Consider the following 18,884-nt stretch of genomic DNA (forward strand, 5'->3'; position numbering starts at 1 on the left):
GAACGACGTGATCGGGCTTGCCCCCTGGCTGATCGGCTTCCCGCTGATCGGAGCGGCGATCCTGCTGCTGGGTGGCAAGGCCACCGACCGCTGGGGACACTGGATCGGGGTGACGGCCTCGGCCGCCTCCGGGGTCCTCGCCATCATCTTGCTGTTCCGCATGATCGGTACCCCGGCCGAGGGCCGGTCCGTGGACCACCACCTGTGGACATGGTTGTCCGCGGGCGGCCTGGACGTGGACCTCGGCCTGCGCCTGGACCCCCTGTCCATGACCTTCGTGATGCTCGTGACCTTCGTGGGCACGCTCATCCACGTGTACTCCGTGGCCTACATGGACCACGACCCGGACCGTCGCCGCTTCTTCGCGTACCTGAACCTGTTCGTCGCGGCGATGCTGACGCTCGTCCTGGCCGACTCCTACCTGCTGCTCTTCGTGGGCTGGGAGGGCGTGGGTCTCGCGTCCTACCTGCTCATCGGGTTCTGGGACACGGGGCGGCCGTCGGCCCGCGAGAACGCGGTGGCGGCCAAGAAGGCGTTCGTCATGAACCGCATCGGGGACATGGGGCTGATCGCGGCGATGGCGCTGCTGTTCGCCCACGCGGGCGCCCTGGACTTCGGCACCACCCTGTCGGACGAGTCCGTCGGCACGATGTCGCAGGCCACGGCCACCGCGATCGGGCTCTGCCTGCTGCTGGCCGCCTGCGGCAAGTCGGCGCAGTTCCCGCTCCAGGCCTGGCTGGGCGACGCGATGGCCGGCCCGACGCCGGTCTCGGCGCTCATCCACGCGGCCACGATGGTCACCGCGGGCGTCTACCTCATGGTGCGCTCCGGCGCGATCCTCGAGGCGGCCCCGACGGCGCAGCTCGTCGTGGTGCTGGTCGGCGCGGTGACCCTGATCTTCGGGGCGATCGTCGGCTGCGCCAAGGACGACATCAAGAAGGCGCTGGCCGCCTCCACCATGTCGCAGATCGGGTACATGATGCTCGCCGCGGGCCTCGGCCCGGCCGGGTACGCGTACGCGATCTTCCACCTGCTCACGCACGGGTTCTTCAAGGCGGGCCTGTTCCTCGGCGCGGGCTCCGTGATGCACGCGATGGACGACCAGACCGACATGCGGCGCTTCGGCGGGCTGTCGCGGTTCCTGCCCATCACCTGGATCACCATGGGCCTGGGCTGGCTGGCCATCCTCGGCATCCCGCCGTTCTCCGGCTTCTGGAGCAAGGACGGGATCATCGAGGCCGCGTTCCTCCCCGTCGAGGGGCAGCCGTGGCGCGCCTGGGTGTTCGGCACGGTCGCCGTGCTCGGCGCCGCGATCACCGCCTTCTACATGACGCGCCTGTTCTTCATGACGTTCGGCGGACGTCGTCCGCGCTGGACCGAGGGCCAGCACCCGCACGAGGGCTCCCCGCTGATGTGGTGGCCGCTCGTGTTCCTCGGCGTCGGCTCGGCCGCGCTCGGCCTCGTGCTGGGTATCGGCGGCACCTTTACCACCTGGCTGGAGCCCGTGGTCGGCCACGCCGAGCACCACGAGCCCGTGCTGCCGGTCTGGCTGATCATCACGGCGACCCTCGTGGTCGTCGTCCTCGGGGCGCTGCTCGCGTTCCGGATGTACGCGGTCCAGGTCGTCCCCGAGGAGGCGCCGCGCGGCTCCGTCCTGACCCGGGCGGCCCGCAAGGACCTGTACCAGGACGCCGCCAACGAGACGCTCGTGCTGGCGCCCGCCGTCGGGCTGGCCCGCGTGGTCCAGGTCGGCGACCGTGACGTCGTCGACCGCGGGTGGGGTGTGCTGCCGCAGGCGGTGTCGTGGTTCGGCGGGGTGTTCCGCAAGGCGCAGACCGGGTACGTGCGCTCGTACGCCGCGGGCATGGCGGGTGGCGTCCTCGTGATCGCCGTCGTCGCCTGGCTCGTCGTGGGACTCGGTGGTGCCCAGTGATCGGAGGAGAGATGTTTCCCTGGCTGACCGCCCTCATCGCCTGGCCGCTGGTCGGCGCGGCCGTGGTGGGGCTGGGCGCGCTCGGTCGCTCCCGCACCGGCTCCGCGAACGCGGGGACGGGCCTGGCCCGCCCGGTGGCGCTCGGGTTCTCGCTGGTCGAGGTGGCCCTGCTCGTCGGGGCGTTCCTCGCCTTCGACACGAGCGCCGCCGCCGAGCACCAGCTCGCCGAGACCCACGCGTGGATCCCGCAGATCGGCACCTCGTACGCGGTGGCCGTCGACGGCGTCGGCCTGCTGCTGGTGGCGCTGTCCGTGGTGCTGGTGCCTCTGGTGCTGCTCGCCGCCTGGAACGAGCAGGGGCGCGACGAGGTGCGCCTGCGCCGGTTCGTGGGCCTCGTGCTGCTGCTCCAGGCGTTCATGGTGGCCGTGTTCTCGGCCCGTGACGTCTTCCTGTTCTACGTGCTGTTCGAGGCCATGCTGATCCCCGCGTACTTCCTGATCGGCGGGTTCGGGCACGGCGCCGGACGGCGGCAGGCGGCCGTGAAGTTCCTGATGTTCAGCCTGGGCGGCGGGCTCATCATGCTCGCCGCGGTGATCGCGCTGTACTTCCTCGCGGTGGGCGCGGGCGTGGACCCCCGCCAGGCGTTCCTCGTGGACGAGCTGGTCGGCGTGAACCTCGGCACCGTCGCCGAGCGCCTCATGTTCGCCGGGTTCTTCATCGCCTTCGCGATCAAGGCCCCGATGGTCCCGGTGCACAGCTGGCTGCCCGACGTCGCGGGGAACGCCACCCCCGGCACGTCCACCCTCCTGATCTGCGTGCTGGACAAGGTCGGCACCTTCGGGATGCTGACCCTCTGCCTGCCGCTGTTCCCGGAGGCGTCCCGCTGGGCGGCGCCGTTCGTGATCGCGCTCGCCGTGATCTCGGTGCTGTACGGGGCGGTCATGGCGATCATGCAGACCGACCTGCTGCGGCTGGTCGGCTGGACGTCGGTGAGCCACTTCGGCTTCATCATCCTGGGCATCTTCACCTTCACGCCGCTGGGCACCGCCGGGTCGAGCTTCATGATGCTCAACCACGGTCTCGCCACCGGCGCGCTGTTCCTGGTGGCCGGCTTCCTCGTGGCCCGGCACCCGGAGCGGTCGCAGCGGATCACGGACTACCGCGGCCTGCGGTCGGTCACGCCGGTGCTCGCCGGCACGTTCCTCGTGGCGGGCCTGGCGACGCTGTCGCTGCCCGGCCTGGCCACGTTCGTCAGCGAGATCATGGTGCTGGTCGGCGCGTTCGGCGGCTCGCCCGCCGGCTCCGCCGCCTGGACCGTGGCCGCGATCCCGGGCGTCGTGCTCGCCGCGGTGTACGTGCTGCTGACCTACCAGAAGATCTTCACCGGGGCGCCGGCCAAGGGCCTGGAGGCCCTGCCCGACCTCCGGGCGCGCGAGCGCATCGTCGCGGCGCCGCTGGTGGCCGGACTCCTGGTGCTCGGCCTCGTGCCGGGCCTGGCCCTGACCTACGTGGACGCGCCGGCGCAGCAGTCGGCGACGACCATCGCGGTCGACGACCCGGCGGCCGACGCCGCGCAGATGGGGAGCGACAAGTGAACGAGTTCGTGGCACCCGAGATCGACTGGCTCGCCCTCGCACCGCTGATCGTGGTGCTGGGCGCGGGCGTGGTCGGCGTGCTCCTCGAGGCGTTCGTCCCGGCACGGGCGCGCCGCGTGACGCAGGTCGTGCTCACCCTGGCGGCCCTGGCCGGGGCCCTCGCCTTCGTCGTGGTGCTCTGGCCGCAGATCGTGGCGCAGCCCGTCCAGGTGGTCGGCGGCAGCGTGACGCTCACGCCGTTCGCGCTCGGCACGCAGGGCATCATCGCGGTGCTCGCGTTCCTGGGCGTGCTCGTGGTGGCAGACCGCACCAGCACCGGCCAGGACGCGTTCGCGCCCACGGCGTCGGCGGTGCCCGGAACCTCCTACGAGGACCTGGCCCGGCGGTCCGGCCTGGAGCAGACCGAGATCTACCCGCTGCTGCTGTTCGCCGCGGGCGGCATGATGCTCTTCGCCTCCACCGACGACCTGATCGTCATGTTCATCGCGCTGGAGGTGCTGTCGCTCCCGCTGTACGTGCTGTGCGCCACGGCGCGCCGGCGCCGGCTCCTGTCGCAGGAGGCAGCGGCCAAGTACTTTCTGCTCGGGGCGTTCGCCTCGGCGCTGTTCATCTTCGGCGTCGCGCTGATCTACGGGTTCGCCGGCACGGTGCGGCTCCTGGAGATCGCCCAGCGGGTGCAGCAGGGCGGTCTGCCCCTGGAGGGCATGACCGGGCTGCTCGTCGCGGGCGTGCTGCTGGTGACGGTCGGCCTGCTGTTCAAGGTCGGCGCGGTGCCGTTCCACGCCTGGACGCCCGACGTCTACACCGGGGCGCCCACGCCCATCACCGGGTTCATGGCCGCGTGCACCAAGGCGGCGGCCGTCGCGGCGCTCGTCGAGGTGCTGTACCGCATCACCATCGGGGTGGGCGGCCTCAGCCCGGAGACCATGGAGCAGCTCCAGGTGGTCATCGTGGTGGTCGCCGTCCTGACGATGGCCGTCGGCACGGTCATCGGGTCGGTGCAGACCGACGTCAAGCGCCTGCTCGCCTACTCGTCGATCGCGCACGCCGGCTTCCTGCTGGTGGGCATCGCGGGCTTCAACGCCCAGGTCCAGTCCTCCACGCTCTTCTACCTGCTGGCCTACGGCCTGGCCACGATCGGCGCGTTCGCGGTGGTCACGCTGGTCCGGGAGCGCCGGGTCACGCCCGGCGGAGCGGAGGACAACGGCCCGGTCGAGGACGACGGGGTGGTGCTCGGCGAGGCCACGGAGATCGCGCAGTGGGCCGGCCTGGGGCGCAAGGCCCCGTGGCTCACCGCGGCGTTCGCCCTGTTCCTGCTCTCCATGGCGGGCATCCCGCTCACCGCGGGGTTCATCGCCAAGTTCGGCGCGTTCACGGGCGCGACGTCGGGCGGGCTGTGGTGGCTCGCGGTGCTCGGCGTGATCGCGTCGGTGGTCGCCGTCGCGTTCTACCTGCGGCTGCTGGTGGTCATGGTGTTCCAGCCCGGGACGATCGAGCCGTCGCAGGTCGAGCCGTCGCAGGTTGAGCCTGCCGAAACCGGGGTCTCGACGAGCTCGACCAGCGACGAAACCGAGGGCGCCGGCGGCGTCGCCACAGCGACCAAGGTGCAGGTCACGGCCCCGCAGCGCGTGGTCGTGACGGTGGTGCGGTCGCGCGGTCCGGCGGCCGTGGCCATCGCGGTCTGCGCGATCGCCACAGTGATTCTGGGCGTTTTCCCGTCCCTGGTTCTTAATCTGGCGGCAGAGGCAAGTAAGTTCGTGCCGTGACCTCCGTACCGCTGCCGCCCCAGACGACGACGGGTACGTCGGCGTCCGCACCGCCGGCCGCTCCGACTGACCTGCCCGACCCGACCGCGCTCGGCCTGCCGATCACGGACCCGGAGCTGGCATCCCGGCTCGCGGACCGGCTGACGGTGGTCGACGACGCGCTGTCGGAGGCCGTCACCAGCGCCGACAAGCTGGCGGACGGCGCCTCCCGGCACCTCGTCGACGCGGGCGGCAAGCGGTTCCGGCCGCTGCTGACCCTGCTGACGGGCGAGCTCGGGGACGGCGCCGCCCCCGGCGTCGTCGACGCGGCGGTGGTGGTCGAGCTGACGCAGGTCGCCTCGCTGTACCACGACGACGTCATGGACTCCGCGCCCATGCGCCGGGGCGCGCCCGCCGTGCACATGGTGTGGGGCAACTCGGTGGCGATCCTGGTGGGCGACATGCTCTTCGCCCGGGCCTCGGCCCGGGTGGCGGAGCTCGGTCCCGAGGCCGTGATCCTGCAGTCCCGGACGTTCGAGCGGATGTGCCTGGGGCAGCTCCACGAGACCATGGGCCCGGACGACGGCGAGGACGCCGTGGCCCACTACCTGCAGGTCCTGTCGGACAAGACGGCGTCGCTGCTGTCGGCGTCGGCCCGCCTGGGGGCGATGCTCTCGGGTGCGCCGAAGGAGCAGGTCGAGGCCGTGGGCGCGTTCGGCGAGAAGGTCGGCGTCGCCTTCCAGCTCGCCGACGACGTGCTCGACGTCGCCTCGGAGGGCGAGACCTCGGGCAAGACGCCGGGCACCGACCTGCGCGAGCACGTCCCGACGATGCCGGTGCTGCTGCTGCGCCGGCACGTCGCGTCGGGCTCCGCCACGGACGACGACCGGGACCTGCTGGAGACCCTCGACGGCGACCTGTCGTCCGACGAGGTGCTGACGGCCGCCCTGGAGCGCCTGCGGGCACACCCCGTGCTCGCGGACACCCGCGAGCTCGCGGTGCGCTGGGCGCGCGAGGCGGCCGCCGAGCTGGCTCCGCTGCCGGACGGCCCGGTCAAGGACTCGCTGGAGCAGTTCGCCCAGGCCCTGGCGGACCGGGCGGTCTGAGCAACCATTCCGGCGTCCTACGGGTTTTATTGCGCCTGACCTGGTAAAACGCAAATTGCGCGGCAATTCACCCCGGTGCATTGTTTTGCATTCGTTCCGATTGTCGGAGGCAACGGCTAGGCTGCCGCCACCGCCGCTGATCGAGACTTGAGGAAAACCTGTGCCCGGATTGAAGGTGTCGACCCGGTCGGCGGTCTCCGGCGGCGTGGTCGCCGTCTTTGCCGGGACCCTGATCCTCATGTCCCTGCTGCATCGCGGGGAGTCCACGGCCGAGGTCGACCTCGACGACTCCGGGGTGTGGGTCACCAAGACGTCGGCGGGGCTGCTGGGCCGGTTCAACAACGAGGCGCAGGCCATGGACGGCACGCTGCTGTCCGGCTCCTCGACGTTCGACGTGCAGCAGGCCGAGTACCGGGTGCTGATGACGGACCCGGGCACCGCCACCGCGAGCCCCGTCGACCCGGCGCAGCTCGCGCTGGGCGGCACCATGACGGCGCCCGCCGGGGCGGTCATCACCTCCGGCGGGCACACCACCGCGGTGCTGGACCCGGAGGACGGCCGCCTGTGGGTGCTCCCGTTCGAGGCCGCGGTCCAGTTCAGCGCGGAGGACCTGGAGCCGACGGCGGAGCTCGGCCCCGGCGCCCGGGTCGCCGTCGCCACGGACGGCACGGTCTTCGGCGCCGCCCCCGCCAAGGGCCGGCTCGCCACCGTGACGACCTCCGGCTCCGGCGCGGTCGAGGACGTCACGGACGTGGAGCTGCCCGTCGCGAAGGGCGCCGAGGTCGAGGTGACCGCCGTCGGCGACCGGCCCGTGGTGCTGGACCGCACGGCGGCCACGCTGGTGCTGCCCGGGGGCGACGTCGTGAACCTGCCGGGCGGCGCGGAGGCGCGGGTGCAGCAGCCGTCGGCCGAGGCGGACGCCGTGGTCGTCGCCACGCCCAAGGGCCTGGTCACGCAGCCGCTGCGCGGCGGGGACCCCACGACGCGCGTGGGCGAGGGCACCCCGGCCGCACCCGTCCAGCTCGGCGGCTGCACGTTCGCCGCGTGGTCGGGGACCGGCCGCGTGGTCCGGGACTGCCCCGGCACCGACCGTGACGTCGACGAGCTGCTGGAGGGCGCCGAGGGCGAGCTCGCCTACCGGGTCAACCGCCAGGTCATCGTACTGAACGACGTCTCGGCGGGCACCCTCTGGATGGCGGCGGACGACTTCGAGAAGGTCGACGACTGGGACCTGAAGATGCCCGAGGACGCCGAGGGCGAGAAGACGGAGTCCGAGACCACCACGCCCGAGATGGTGGACCAGTTCGTCGCGCAGCGCGACAAGCCCAACCGCCCGCCGGAGCCCGAGGACGACTCCATCGGCGTGCGGCCGGGCCGCACCACCGTGCTGGACGTGCTGGGCAACGACCTCGACCCCGACGGCGACGTGCTGACCGCCGCGATCAAGGAGCCGGCGGGCAAGGTGTCCGGCGCCAAGGCCTCGGACATCTCCGTGGACCGTGTGCTCGACGGCGCGGCGCTCCAGGCGAACGTGCCGGAGACGGCGTCGGGCAGCACCACCTTCACCTACACCGTGGACGACGGGCGCGGCGGCAGCGCCGACGCGAAGGTGCAGGTCCGCGTGGTGCCGCTGAGCGAGAACGAGCCGCCCGCCCCGAAGGGCGAGCCGGTGCTGCGCGTGGCGCAGGGCGGGGACGCGAAGATCAAGGTGCTGCCGTTCTGGCGCGACCCCGACGGCGACGACCTGGTGCTGTCCAGCGCCGACACCGCCGACCCGATGGACGAGGTGCGGTTCCGCCCCGACGGCACCGTCGAGTTCCGCGACGGTGGCACCGCGACCGGCCGCAAGATCGTGGACCTCACCGTCTCGGACGGGCTGGACCAGGTGGGCGAGGGCCGGCTGCTCGTCGACGTGATCGCCACGCAGGAGCCGCCGGTCGCCGTGGCCGACCACATGACCGTGCTGGCGGGCGACCCCGTCACCGTCGCGCCGCTGCGCAACGACTCCGACCCCAACGGCGACCGGCTCCGGCTGGTCAGCGTCTCCGAGCAGGCCCCGGCCACCATCACGGAGAACTACGCCGCGGGCACCTTCCGGTTCGTGAGCAAGAAGCCGGGCAGCTACGACATCACCTACCAGGTCAGCGACGGGCCCGGCTCGACGATGGGCCTGGTGCGGGTCGACGTGCTCCCGCCGCCCGACGCCGCCGGCCCGCCCGTGGTCGTGGCCGACACGGTGCTGCTCCCGGCGGGCGGCTCCGCGCTCGTCGACGTGCTGGCGAACGACTCCGACCCCGCGGGCGGGGTGCTCGTGGTCTCCTCGGTGGACGCGTCGCCGGGCGTCACCGCTGTCGTGCTGGACCACCACGTGCTGCGGGTCGCGGAGACCGAGCGCCTGGACCGCCCCGTGACCCTGCGGTACACGGTCTCCAACGGGACGGAGACCGCCGTCGGGCAGGTGCGGGTGGTGCCGATCGCCGCGCCCACCAAGCTGCGCCCGCCCGAGGCCGCGCCGGACGAGGCGACCGTGCACACGGGCGACATCGTCACCGTCCCCGTGCTGAAGAACGACTCCCACCCGGACGGCCTGGAGCTGGAGCTCACGCCCGACCTGGTGGAGACGCCGGAGCTCGGCGAGGCCTTCGTCTCCGAGGACACGGTGCGGTTCCGGGCCGGGTCCGAGGCCGGCACCGCGCACCTGGTCTACGAGGTGCGCGACAGCAACGGCCAGAAGGACTCCGCGCAGGTCACCATCAACGTCACGGACACCCTGGAGAACGCGGCGCCGCAGCCGCCGGACACCACGGCGCGCGTGCTCGCGGGCGCCGTCACGCGCATCCCGCTGCCGCTCGACGGCAGCGACCCGGACGGCGACCACGTCACGCTCGACGGCCTCTCCGCGCCGCCGTCCCAGGGCACGGCCCGCGTGGTCGAGGGGTTCCTCGAGTACGAGGCGTCGCGCGACGCCGCGGGCGCGGACGAGTTCCGCTACTCCGTCACCGACACGCGCGGCGCGACCGCCGAGGGCACGGTCGCCGTCGGCGTCGCGCAGCCGCCGGGCGTCAACCAGCCGCCCACCGCGGGCGACGACGAGACCCTGGTGCGCCCCGGCCGCGACGTGGCCGTGGACGCCCTGGCCAACGACTCCGACCCGGACGGCGACCAGGTGGGCCTGGTGCCGAGGTCGTTCGAGGGTGCCGAGGGCCTGGACCCCCGGGTCGTGGAGGACATGGTCGTGGTGACGACGCCCCGCGACGAGGGCACCCAGACCTTCTACTACGGCATCGAGGACACGTACGCGGCCCGCGCCACCGGCGCGATCACCGTCCAGGTCGCCCGGGACGCGCCCCTGCTGCGCCCGATCGCCCGCGACGACGTGGTGCCGCCGTCGGACGTCACCTCCGACTCCGTCACCGTGGACGTGCTGCGCAATGACAGCGACCCCGACGGCGTCGCGACGGACCTGACGGTCGCCGTGCTCGGCGACGACGGCGAGCAGCCCGCCGGCGTCACGCTCGGCGAGAGCGGCGAGGTCACGGTGGCGCTCACCGAGGACCCGCAGGTGCTCACCTACACCGTGACCGACATGGACGGCCTGGAGGCCAAGGCGTTCCTGCGGCTGCCGCGCGACGGCTCGCTGCCGCACCTGAAGCAGCCGGTCAAGGCGCTCAAGACGTTCTCCGGCGAGACGCTGGAGATCGACGTCGCGGACCACGTGGAGGTGGCCGACGGCCACGAGCCGCGGTTCACCGTCGAGGAGAAGGTCACCGCGATCGAGGGCACCCGCGAGGTCACGGGCCCGACGACGCTGACGTTCACGTCGGACGAGGACTACGTGGGCCCGGCGTCGGTCACCTTCGAGGTGACGGACGGCGACGGCCCCGACGACCCCGAGGGCCGGACCGCGGTGCTCACCCTCCCGGTCGACGTGCGGGCCAGCCGCAACCAGCCGCCCGAGATCCGTGGGACGGCGCTGCTCGAGGTCGCCGCCGGCGAGGAGGCGGCGCTGGACCTGTCGCGCGTCGCGGTGGACCCCGAGGGCGACCCGCTGACCGTCGAGGTCACCGGCGGGGCCGAGGGCATCACCTTCGGCACCGAGGGCTCCACGGTGCTCGCGCAGGCGCAGGCCTCCGTCCCGAAGGGCACGCGGGTCACCGTCCCGTTCACGGTGTCGGACGGCGGGCACCCGCCCGTCGCCGGAGAGCTCGCGGTCACGGTCGTGGCCTCGACGCGCCCGCTGGCGCGGGCCAACCCGGACGAGGTGCGCGACGCCCACCAGGGCGAGCCCGCCACGGTGGACGTGCTGGCGAACGACGCCAACCCGTTCCCGGAGGAGCCGCTCCAGGTGGTCGGCGCCGTCGTCGAGACGGGACGGGGCGACGCGGAGTCGAACGGCTCCCAGGTGGTCGTGACGCCGGCGGACGACTTCGTGGGCGCGATGGTGGTGCGCTACCGGGTGGCCGACGCGACGGCCGACGTCAGCCGCGAGGTCGAGGGCACCGTCCAGGTCACGGTGCTGGGCCGGCCGGAGGCGCCCCGCGCCCCGCAGGTCGAGGAGGTGCGCTCCGAGACGGTGGTGCTGACGTGGGACCCGCCGTCGGACAACGGCGCGGAGATCACCGGGTACACCGCCCGGTCCGGCAAGGGCGACAGCACCGAGTGCCGGTCCACGACCTGCACGGTCACCGGCCTCAAGAACGACGTGGTCTACAACTTCACGGTCACGGCGACCAACGAGGTGGGGGAGTCCGAGCCGTCCGGGCCGTCCGAGGACGCCCGGCCGGACGAGAAGCCCGACAAGCCGGAGCCGCCGTCGCTGACGTTCGGCGACTCGTCCCTCGCGGTCTCGTGGAAGAACCGGACGTACACCGACCGGTCGCCCATCGAGTGCGTGAACCTGGAGATCAGCCCGGCCCCGGCCGACGGCGTGATCCAGAAGTCCTGCGTCACCGGCACCCGGATCGTCTGGGACGGCCTGGCCAACGGCACCGCGTACACGGTGACGGTGCAGGCCGTGAACGCCGCGCCGGACCCCTCGGACTGGAGCGACGCCTCCGCCCCCGAGACCCCGGCCGCGCCGCCGGCCAAGCCCGCGGCGCCGACCGCGCAGCGGGTGGACAACGCGCTCGGCGGGCAGATCACCGTCGCGTGGACCGAGCCGGCGAACAACGGCGCCGCGGTCGAGCGGTACCACCTGGACGTCTTCCGGGACGGGTCCCAGGTGGAGACCCAGGTCGTGACGGGCACGTCGCGCGTCGTCTCCGGGCTGTCGGCGGAGGCCTCGTACACGTTCGCGGTCACCGCCGAGAACAAGGCCGGGAACTCGCCGGCCAGCGACCGGTCGGCCGCGCAGGTTCCGTACGGGCAGCCGCGGGTCCCGGGCACGCCGACGGCGGCGCTCGGCTCCACCACGAGCGGCCAGGCCGACGTGCGCTGGAGCGGCATCTCGTCGGGCGACTTCCGCGGGCCGGGGCACCGGTACGAGGTGCTGGCCAACGGCGGGGGCACCCCCGGGAACGCCGGGACGTCGACGTCCTACACGTTCGGGGGCCTGAGCAACGGCACGGCTTACCAGTTCCAGGTGCGCGCCTGCAACCAGTACACCTGCTCGGCGTGGACCGCGAGCTCCAACGCCGTCACCCCGTACACGACGCCGGGAGCCCCGGGCGTGAGCTGGACGCTGCGCTCCTCCTCGGAGGGCCGCTTCACCGTGTCGGGCCCGGGCAGCAACGGCGGCCGGGCCGTGGAGTCGATCCGCTACCGCGTCAACGGCGGCGGCTGGCAGAGCATGGGCGCGTCGGGCGGCAACGTCGACGTCGGGCCCGCGTACAGCACGAGCTACAGCCTCGAGGCGCAGGCCTGCAACGCCGCCGGGTGCGGCACGACGGCGTCGGGCAGCGGGCAGACCAACTCGAACCCGGCCAACCGCTCCTTCACCATCTCGAAGGGCGCCGACGGCTCGACGTCGTCCGGCTGCCGGCAGGGCGCCGCGTGCCGCTGGATCAACATGAGCATCACCGGCTGGGAGCCCAACACGGCGTTCACGATGCGGTGCCTGACCACGATCCGCCAGCCGGCCGGCCAGGTGTACTTCCCCCGGGCCGAGCAGGGCAACTGGTGGGGCCAGGCGTGGGGTGTCCCGCTGCGCACCGACGGCAACGGCAACTGGTCCGGGCAGTCGGACTGCATGCACGGGTACACGGGCGCGGACACCTGGGTGGAGACCCAGCAGCTCGGTTCGTCGAACCGGCTGCGCTGGTGAAAGGCCCCGGAATACCTCTTGTTTCGTCCTCGACAGGCCCGTCACTTACCAGACACACTCCTACAAGATGGACAGGCCGCATGGGTAGTCCTGCCCACCGAAATTCCACGACGATTCACCCTTCCCCCCGGTAGTGTGCTGCCGTTGCGCCCGTGTGTGCCGTCCGGGCGAACAATTTTCGGTGGCGTGATGAATGAGGAGGACGCATGAGCTTTGTCTCGCGCGTATACGAGAACCGCAGATCGGCAGCATCGGTCGGTGTGGTGACCCTCTTCGGTGCGGGCCTCCTGGGCTTCGCGCTCCTCTACGACGGCGAGGCGACGGCCGACGTCCAGCTGAACGACTCGGGCGTGTGGGTGACGCAGACGGCGTCCGGCAAGCTCGGCCGCTTCAACTACGAGGCCAAGGCGCTGGACGGCACCCTGCTCGCCAGCTCGGCGAACTTCGACGTCGAGCAGGACGCCCAGCGGGTGCTCCTCGACAGCGCGAGCGACTCGTCCGCCAGCCCCGTCGAGCCGGCCCAGCTCACGCTGCGCGGCACCATGAAGTTCCCCGCGGGCGCGCAGGTCGCCGCGGGCGGCGCCACCACCGCGGTGTACGACGAGGAGTCCGGCAAGGCCTGGGTGCTCCCCTTCGACGGCGCGGTCGCGTTCGACGAGAAGAAGCTCAAGCCCACGGTCAAGGCCGGCCCCGGCGGCACGCTCGCGGTGGGCAAGGACGGCACCGTGCACCTGGCGGTCCCGGGCGACGGCAAGCTCTACACCGTCCCCACCAGCAAGAACGGCGTCGCCGAGGACGTCGAGGAGTCGTCGGTCGCCCTGAGCGGGGACGCCAAGATCCAGGTCACGGCCGTGGGCGACAAGCCCGTGATCCTGAACCAGTCGACCGGCAACCTGATCCTGCCGGGCGGCGACTCCGTGGAGATCGAGGACGGCGCGCAGGGCATGCTGCAGCAGCCGTCCGACGCCGAGGACGACGTGGTGCTGGCCACCACCCAGGGCCTCGTGTCCCAGCCGCTGGGCGGGGGCGACGCGACCACCCGCACGGCGGAGGGCACGCCGTCGGCCCCGGTGCAGCTCAGCGGCTGCGTCTACGGCGCCTGGAACTCGGGCCAGGTCATCCGCGACTGCGAGGGCACGGACAACGACGTCGACGAGAAGCTCGAGGGCGTCGACGCGAGCATCAGCCTCGCCTACCGCGTGAACCGCAACATCATCGTCCTGAACGACGTCGCGAACGGCTCGCTGTGGATGGCCGCCGACCAGTTCGAGAAGGTCGACGACTGGGACCTGAAGATGCCCGAGGACGCCGAGGGCGAGAAGACCGAGTCGGAGCAGACCACGCCCGAGCAGGTCGACCAGTTCGTGGCGCAGCGCAACAAGGCCAACCGTCCGCCGGTCGCCAAGGACGACGCGTACGGCGTGCGGCCGGGCCGCACCACCGTGCTCAACGTGCTGGGCAACGACGTGGACAAGGACGGCGACGTCATGGTCGCGGAGGTCAAGGGCGAGGTCGACGGCCCGATCGGCGTCGACCGGGTGCTCGACGGCGCGGCCCTCCAGGCCGACGTGCCGCCGGACGCGACCGGCACCACCACCTTCACCTACGAGGTGAACGACGGCCGCGGCGGTACCGACCAGGCGTCCGTCGACGTCCGGGTGGTCCCGCTGGAGGAGAACAACCCGCCCGCGCAGTCCGGTGAGCCGGTGCTGCGCGTGGGCCAGGACGGCCTGGGCACCATCAAGGTGCTGCCGTACTTCAAGGACCCCGACGGCGACGACATGTTCCTGTCGAACGCCAGCACCGCCGACCCGCTCGACGAGGTGCGCTTCCGGCCCGACGGCACGGTCGAGTTCCGCGACGGCGGCACGACCACCGGCCGCAAGATCGTGGACGTCACGGTCTCGGACGCGCTGGGTCTGCCGTTCCAGGGCAAGCTGCTCGTCGACGTCGTCGCGACCAACGTGCCGCCGGTCGCGGTGCAGGACCACGTGACCGTGCTGGCCGGCGAGCCCGCGACGGTGCGGCCCATGCAGAACGACTTCGACCCGAACGGCGACAAGCTGCGCCTGACGAACGTCGACGACAAGGCCGGGCTGGAGATCACGCCCAACTACGGCGCGGGCACCTTCCGCGTCGTGGGCGACTCGCCGGGCTCGTTCGACGTGACCTACCAGATCACCGACGGCCCCGAGCCGACCATGGGCCTGGTGCGCGTCGACGTCGTCGAGCCGCCGGAGGAGTCCGGGCCGCCCGTCGCGGTGTCCGACCAGGTGCTGCTGCCGACCGGCGGGTCCGCGCTGGTGGACGTGCTCGCCAACGACACCGACCCCGCGGGCGGCGTGCTCGTGGTGCAGGGCGTGGACGTCCCGGACGACGCGCCCGTCAAGGTCGCCGTGCTGAACCACCAGATCCTGAAGGTCTCCGAGGTCAAGCGGCTCGACGAGCCCGTGACCCTCACCTACACCGTGGCGAACGGTGCGGGGACCACCACGGGCCAGGTGCGCGTGGTGCCGATCCCGGCGCCGGCCCAGCTGCGGCCGCCGGAGGCGGGCCCGGACGAGGCGACCGTGCACGTGGGCGACGTCGTGACCATCCCGGTGCTGAAGAACGACAACCACCCCGACGGCCTGGAGCTGACCCTCACCGACGAGCTGCAGGAGGCGCCGCCGGCCGAGGCGGGCGAGGCCTTCGTCTCGCAGGACACCGTGCGGTTCCGCGCCGGCCAGGAGGCCGGGACGTACCACGCGGTCTACGAGGTCAAGGACTCGAACGGGCAGAAGGACTCCGCCCAGGTCACCATCGTCGTCAAGGACGACCCGGAGAACGCGGCGCCGCAGCTCCCCGACATCACGGCCCGCGTGCTGGCCGGCGGGACCACCCGCATCCCGCTGAACCTCGACGGGACGGACCCCGACGGCGACTACGTGACGCTGAGCGCCATCTCCGGCGCCCCGTCGCAGGGCACCGCCACGATCGTGGACGGGTTCATCGACTACAAGGCTGCCGACGAGAGCAGCGGCCTGGACACCTTCACCTACCAGGTCACGGACACCCGTGGCGCCGTGGGCGAGGGCCTGGTGCGGGTGGGCGTCACGCCCAAGCCCGCCACCAACCAGCCGCCGCAGGCCACCGACGACGAGACGACGGTGCGGCCCGGCCGGACGGTTGCCGTCCGCGCCCTGGAGAACGACACCGACCCCGACGGCGACGAGATCGGCCTCGTGGAGAGCGGGTTCGAGGGCACCGAGGAGATGGACCCCAAGGTCGTCAAGGACGACGTGGTGGTCACCGCGCCGGACGACGAGGGCTCCTACTCCTTCTACTACGGCATCCAGGACACCTACAAGGCCAAGGCCAGCGGTGCCATCACCGTGAACGTGGACCAGAACGCGCCGCTGCTGCGGCCGATCGCCCACGACGACGTGGTCACCTCGGACGACGTCGAGGGCTCCTCGACCGTGACCGTGGACGTCAAGGCCAACGACGTGGACCCGGACGGCGTGGCCGCTGACCTCGAGCTGACGATCGACCCGGACCTCGAGGGCGTCCGGATCACCGAGGACGGCATGCTCGAGGTGCAGCTCACCCAGAGCGCCCAGGTCATCACCTACACGGTCACCGACATGGACGGCCTGGAGGCCAAGGCGTTCGTCCGCGTGCCGGGCGACCAGGCGCGGCCGCACGTCAAGCCCGGCCTCGAGCCGCTGAAGGCGACCAGCGGCGAGCCGCTGACGATCGACCTGGCGGACTACGTGGTGGTCCGCGAGGGCACCGAGCCGCGGATCACCGAGGAGAAGACGGTCAAGGCCCTGGAGGGCACGGCCGAGGTCACCGACCCCGACACGATCGTGTACACGTCGGAGAAGGACTACGCCGGTGCGGCGTCGGTCAGCTTCGAGGTGACCGACGGCGACGGGCCGGACGACGCCGAGGGCCTGACGGCGGTGCTGACGCTGCCGATCGACGTGACGCCGTCCAAGAACATGCCGCCCAAGGTCACCGGCCGTCCCGTGCTGCAGGTCGCGGCCGGCGAGGAGAGCTCGGTCGACCTGTCGCGGTACGTGAAGGACCCGGACAAGGACCCGCTGACCTTCACGGTCAAGGGCGCGGAGGGCATCTCGCCGACCGTCGCCGACAGCTCGGTCTCGGCCCAGGTCGAGCCCTCGGTCTCGAAGGGGACCGCGCAGGAGCTGGCGATGACGGTCTCCGACGGCACCAACCCGGCGGTCGACGCCGTGCTGACCGTCGAGGTCGTGGCCTCGACCCGGCAGCTCGTGAAGACGGCGCAGGACGTGGTGCTGGACGCCCACCAGGGCGAGCCGACCACCATCCCGGTCCTGGCGAACGACAGCAACCCGTTCCCGAACGAGGCGCTGAAGCTGACGGGCGTGCCGGTGGTCGAGACCGGCTCGGGTACCGCCGAGTACCGCGGCGACCAGCTCGTCGTGACCCCGAACGCGGACTTCACGGGCGCCATGATGGTGCGCTACCGCGTGCAGGACGCCACGGGTGACCCCGACCGCGAGGTCGACGGCATCGCGAAGCTGACCGTGCTGGGCAAGCCCGAGGCGCCGCGCGCCCCGCGGGTCGAGGAGGTGCGCTCGGAGACGGTCGTGCTGAGCTGGGACCAGCCGAACAACAACGGCGCGGACATCACGGGCTACACCGTGCGGACGCAGAACGGTCAGGAGCACGCCTGTGCCACGACCACCTGCACGTTCGACGGGCTCAAGAACAACGTGAAGTACACGTTCACGGTCACCGCGACCAACGACGTGGGCGAGTCCGACCCGTCGCCGGCCTCGCAGGAGGCGCGCCCCGACGAGAAGCCGGACCAGCCCGCCCCGCCGACGCTCGAGTTCGGCGACCAGAGCGTCGAGGTGTCCTGGAAGAACCAGGCGTACTCGGACCGGTCCCCGATCGAGTGCGTCAACCTGGAGATCAGCCCGGCCCCGAACGACGGCGTGACGCAGAAGACCTGCGTCCAGGGCAGCAACACCACGTGGAACGGGCTGAGCAACGGCACGGCGTACACGGTGCGGGTGCAGGCCAAGAACGCGGCCCCGGACCCGTCCGACTGGTCCGAGCCGTCCGCGCCGGAGACCCCGGCCGCGCCCCCGGCCCAGCCGGCCGCGCCGAACGCCAGCCGGGTGGACACCGCCGTCGGCGGCCAGATCAACGTCTCGTGGACGGCTCCCGCCAACAACGGTGACCCGGTCAAGACGTACTTCCTGGACGTGTACCGCGACGGCTCGAAGGTGAACACCATCACCACCTCGGGCACCTCGCAGACCGTGCAGGACCTCAGCACCAGCTCGAGCTACACGTTCACGGTCCAGGCCGAGAACAAGGCCGGCAAGTCGCCGGTCAGCGGCCAGTCCAACGCGGTGGAGCCGTACGGCACGCCGGACACCCCGGGCAAGCCGAACGCCGCGCTCGGGTCCAACACGAGCGGCCAGGCGAACGTGAGCTGGGGCGCCATCGGCGACTTCCGGGGCACCAGCCCGCGGTACGAGGTCCAGGCCAACGGCGCGGGCGGCCGGTCGGTCGGGAACGTGACGTCGTACACGTACCCGAACCTGAACAACGGCACGTCGTACACCTTCCAGGTGCGGGCCTGCAACGGCTACACCTGCTCGGGCTGGTCCGCGGCGTCGAACGCCGTGGTGCCGTACGGCATGCCGCCCAAGCCGACCATCAGCGCGGTCGGCGGCGACCAGAAGGTCACGTTCACCTGGAACGGCGACGCCACCAACGGCCGCAGCACGACCGTCCGGGTCACCGGCGACATCACCAGCAACGCCCGGTCGGGCAGCCAGTCGGCCTCCGCGGGGTACAGCCAGAACCGGACCGCCTGCGTCACGGTGACCGACACCGAGGGGCAGTCGCAGCAGACCTGCGACACCGGCACCTCGGACAAGGCGCCGGACCCGAAGGCCTGGGTGACCAAGGGCTCCAGCGTCAACAACGGCGACTGCACGCACTCCTCGTGCGCCTACTTCGTCATCAACTGGCAGGACTTCCCCGGCGGCAACCACAGCGTCGAGTGCTACTCGGGCACCAACCCGGACGAGTCCGGCTGGCACAACATCCTGACGCCCGACCGTGCCTACAGCATGAGCTTCTCGGGCAACGGCAGCCGCCAGCTCAGCTGCTTCTACGGGTACCCGAACACGCAGGTGGCCGTCCGGATCGACGGCACCCTGTACGAGGCGAGGACCTGGTAGGACCGACCGTGCC

At 72.1% G+C, this 18,884-nt stretch carries 6 protein-coding genes; all 6 read left to right on the forward strand.

What is annotated here, in order from left to right:
• Nucleotides 1-7 precede the first annotated feature (7 nt).
• Entirely contained in the window at nt 8-1,933 is a 1,926-nt protein-coding gene (gene nuoL / locus FHX71_RS26675; protein ID WP_182620850.1) for an NADH-quinone oxidoreductase subunit L, read from the forward strand.
• A gap of 11 nt (nt 1,934-1,944) precedes the next feature.
• A complete protein-coding gene (locus FHX71_RS26680; protein WP_182620506.1) occupies nt 1,945-3,528 on the forward strand; it encodes an NADH-quinone oxidoreductase subunit M in 1,584 nt (527 codons plus the stop codon).
• Complete coding sequence (gene nuoN, locus FHX71_RS26685; RefSeq protein ID WP_182620507.1) at nt 3,525-5,294, forward strand: NADH-quinone oxidoreductase subunit NuoN; 1,770 nt, start codon at nt 3,525-3,527, stop codon at nt 5,292-5,294. Before FHX71_RS26680 ends, nuoN begins: the two co-directional genes overlap by 4 nt.
• Nucleotides 5,291-6,379 carry a polyprenyl synthetase family protein gene (locus FHX71_RS26690; protein WP_312877233.1) on the forward strand — a complete coding sequence of 363 codons (1,089 nt, stop codon included), beginning with the start codon at nt 5,291-5,293 and terminating at the stop codon, nt 6,377-6,379. Before nuoN ends, FHX71_RS26690 begins: the two co-directional genes overlap by 4 nt.
• A 160-nt stretch (nt 6,380-6,539) precedes the next feature.
• A complete protein-coding gene (locus FHX71_RS26695) occupies nt 6,540-12,641 on the forward strand; it encodes an Ig-like domain-containing protein (RefSeq protein WP_312877234.1) in 6,102 nt (2,033 codons plus the stop codon).
• A gap of 260 nt (nt 12,642-12,901) precedes the next feature.
• Complete coding sequence (locus FHX71_RS26700) at nt 12,902-18,871, forward strand: Ig-like domain-containing protein (protein WP_312877235.1); 5,970 nt, start codon at nt 12,902-12,904, stop codon at nt 18,869-18,871.
• Nucleotides 18,872-18,884: the final 13 nt, after the last annotated feature.

This window comes from Promicromonospora sukumoe (assembly GCF_014137995.1).
Lineage (GTDB): Bacteria > Actinomycetota > Actinomycetes > Actinomycetales > Cellulomonadaceae > Promicromonospora > Promicromonospora sukumoe.

Bases quoted from the DNA above. Each gene is read 5' to 3' on its own strand.
- FHX71_RS26680 (WP_182620506.1), top strand. From the start codon at position 1,945: ATGTTTCCCTGGCTGACCGCCCTCATCGCCTGGCCGCTGGTCGGCGCG.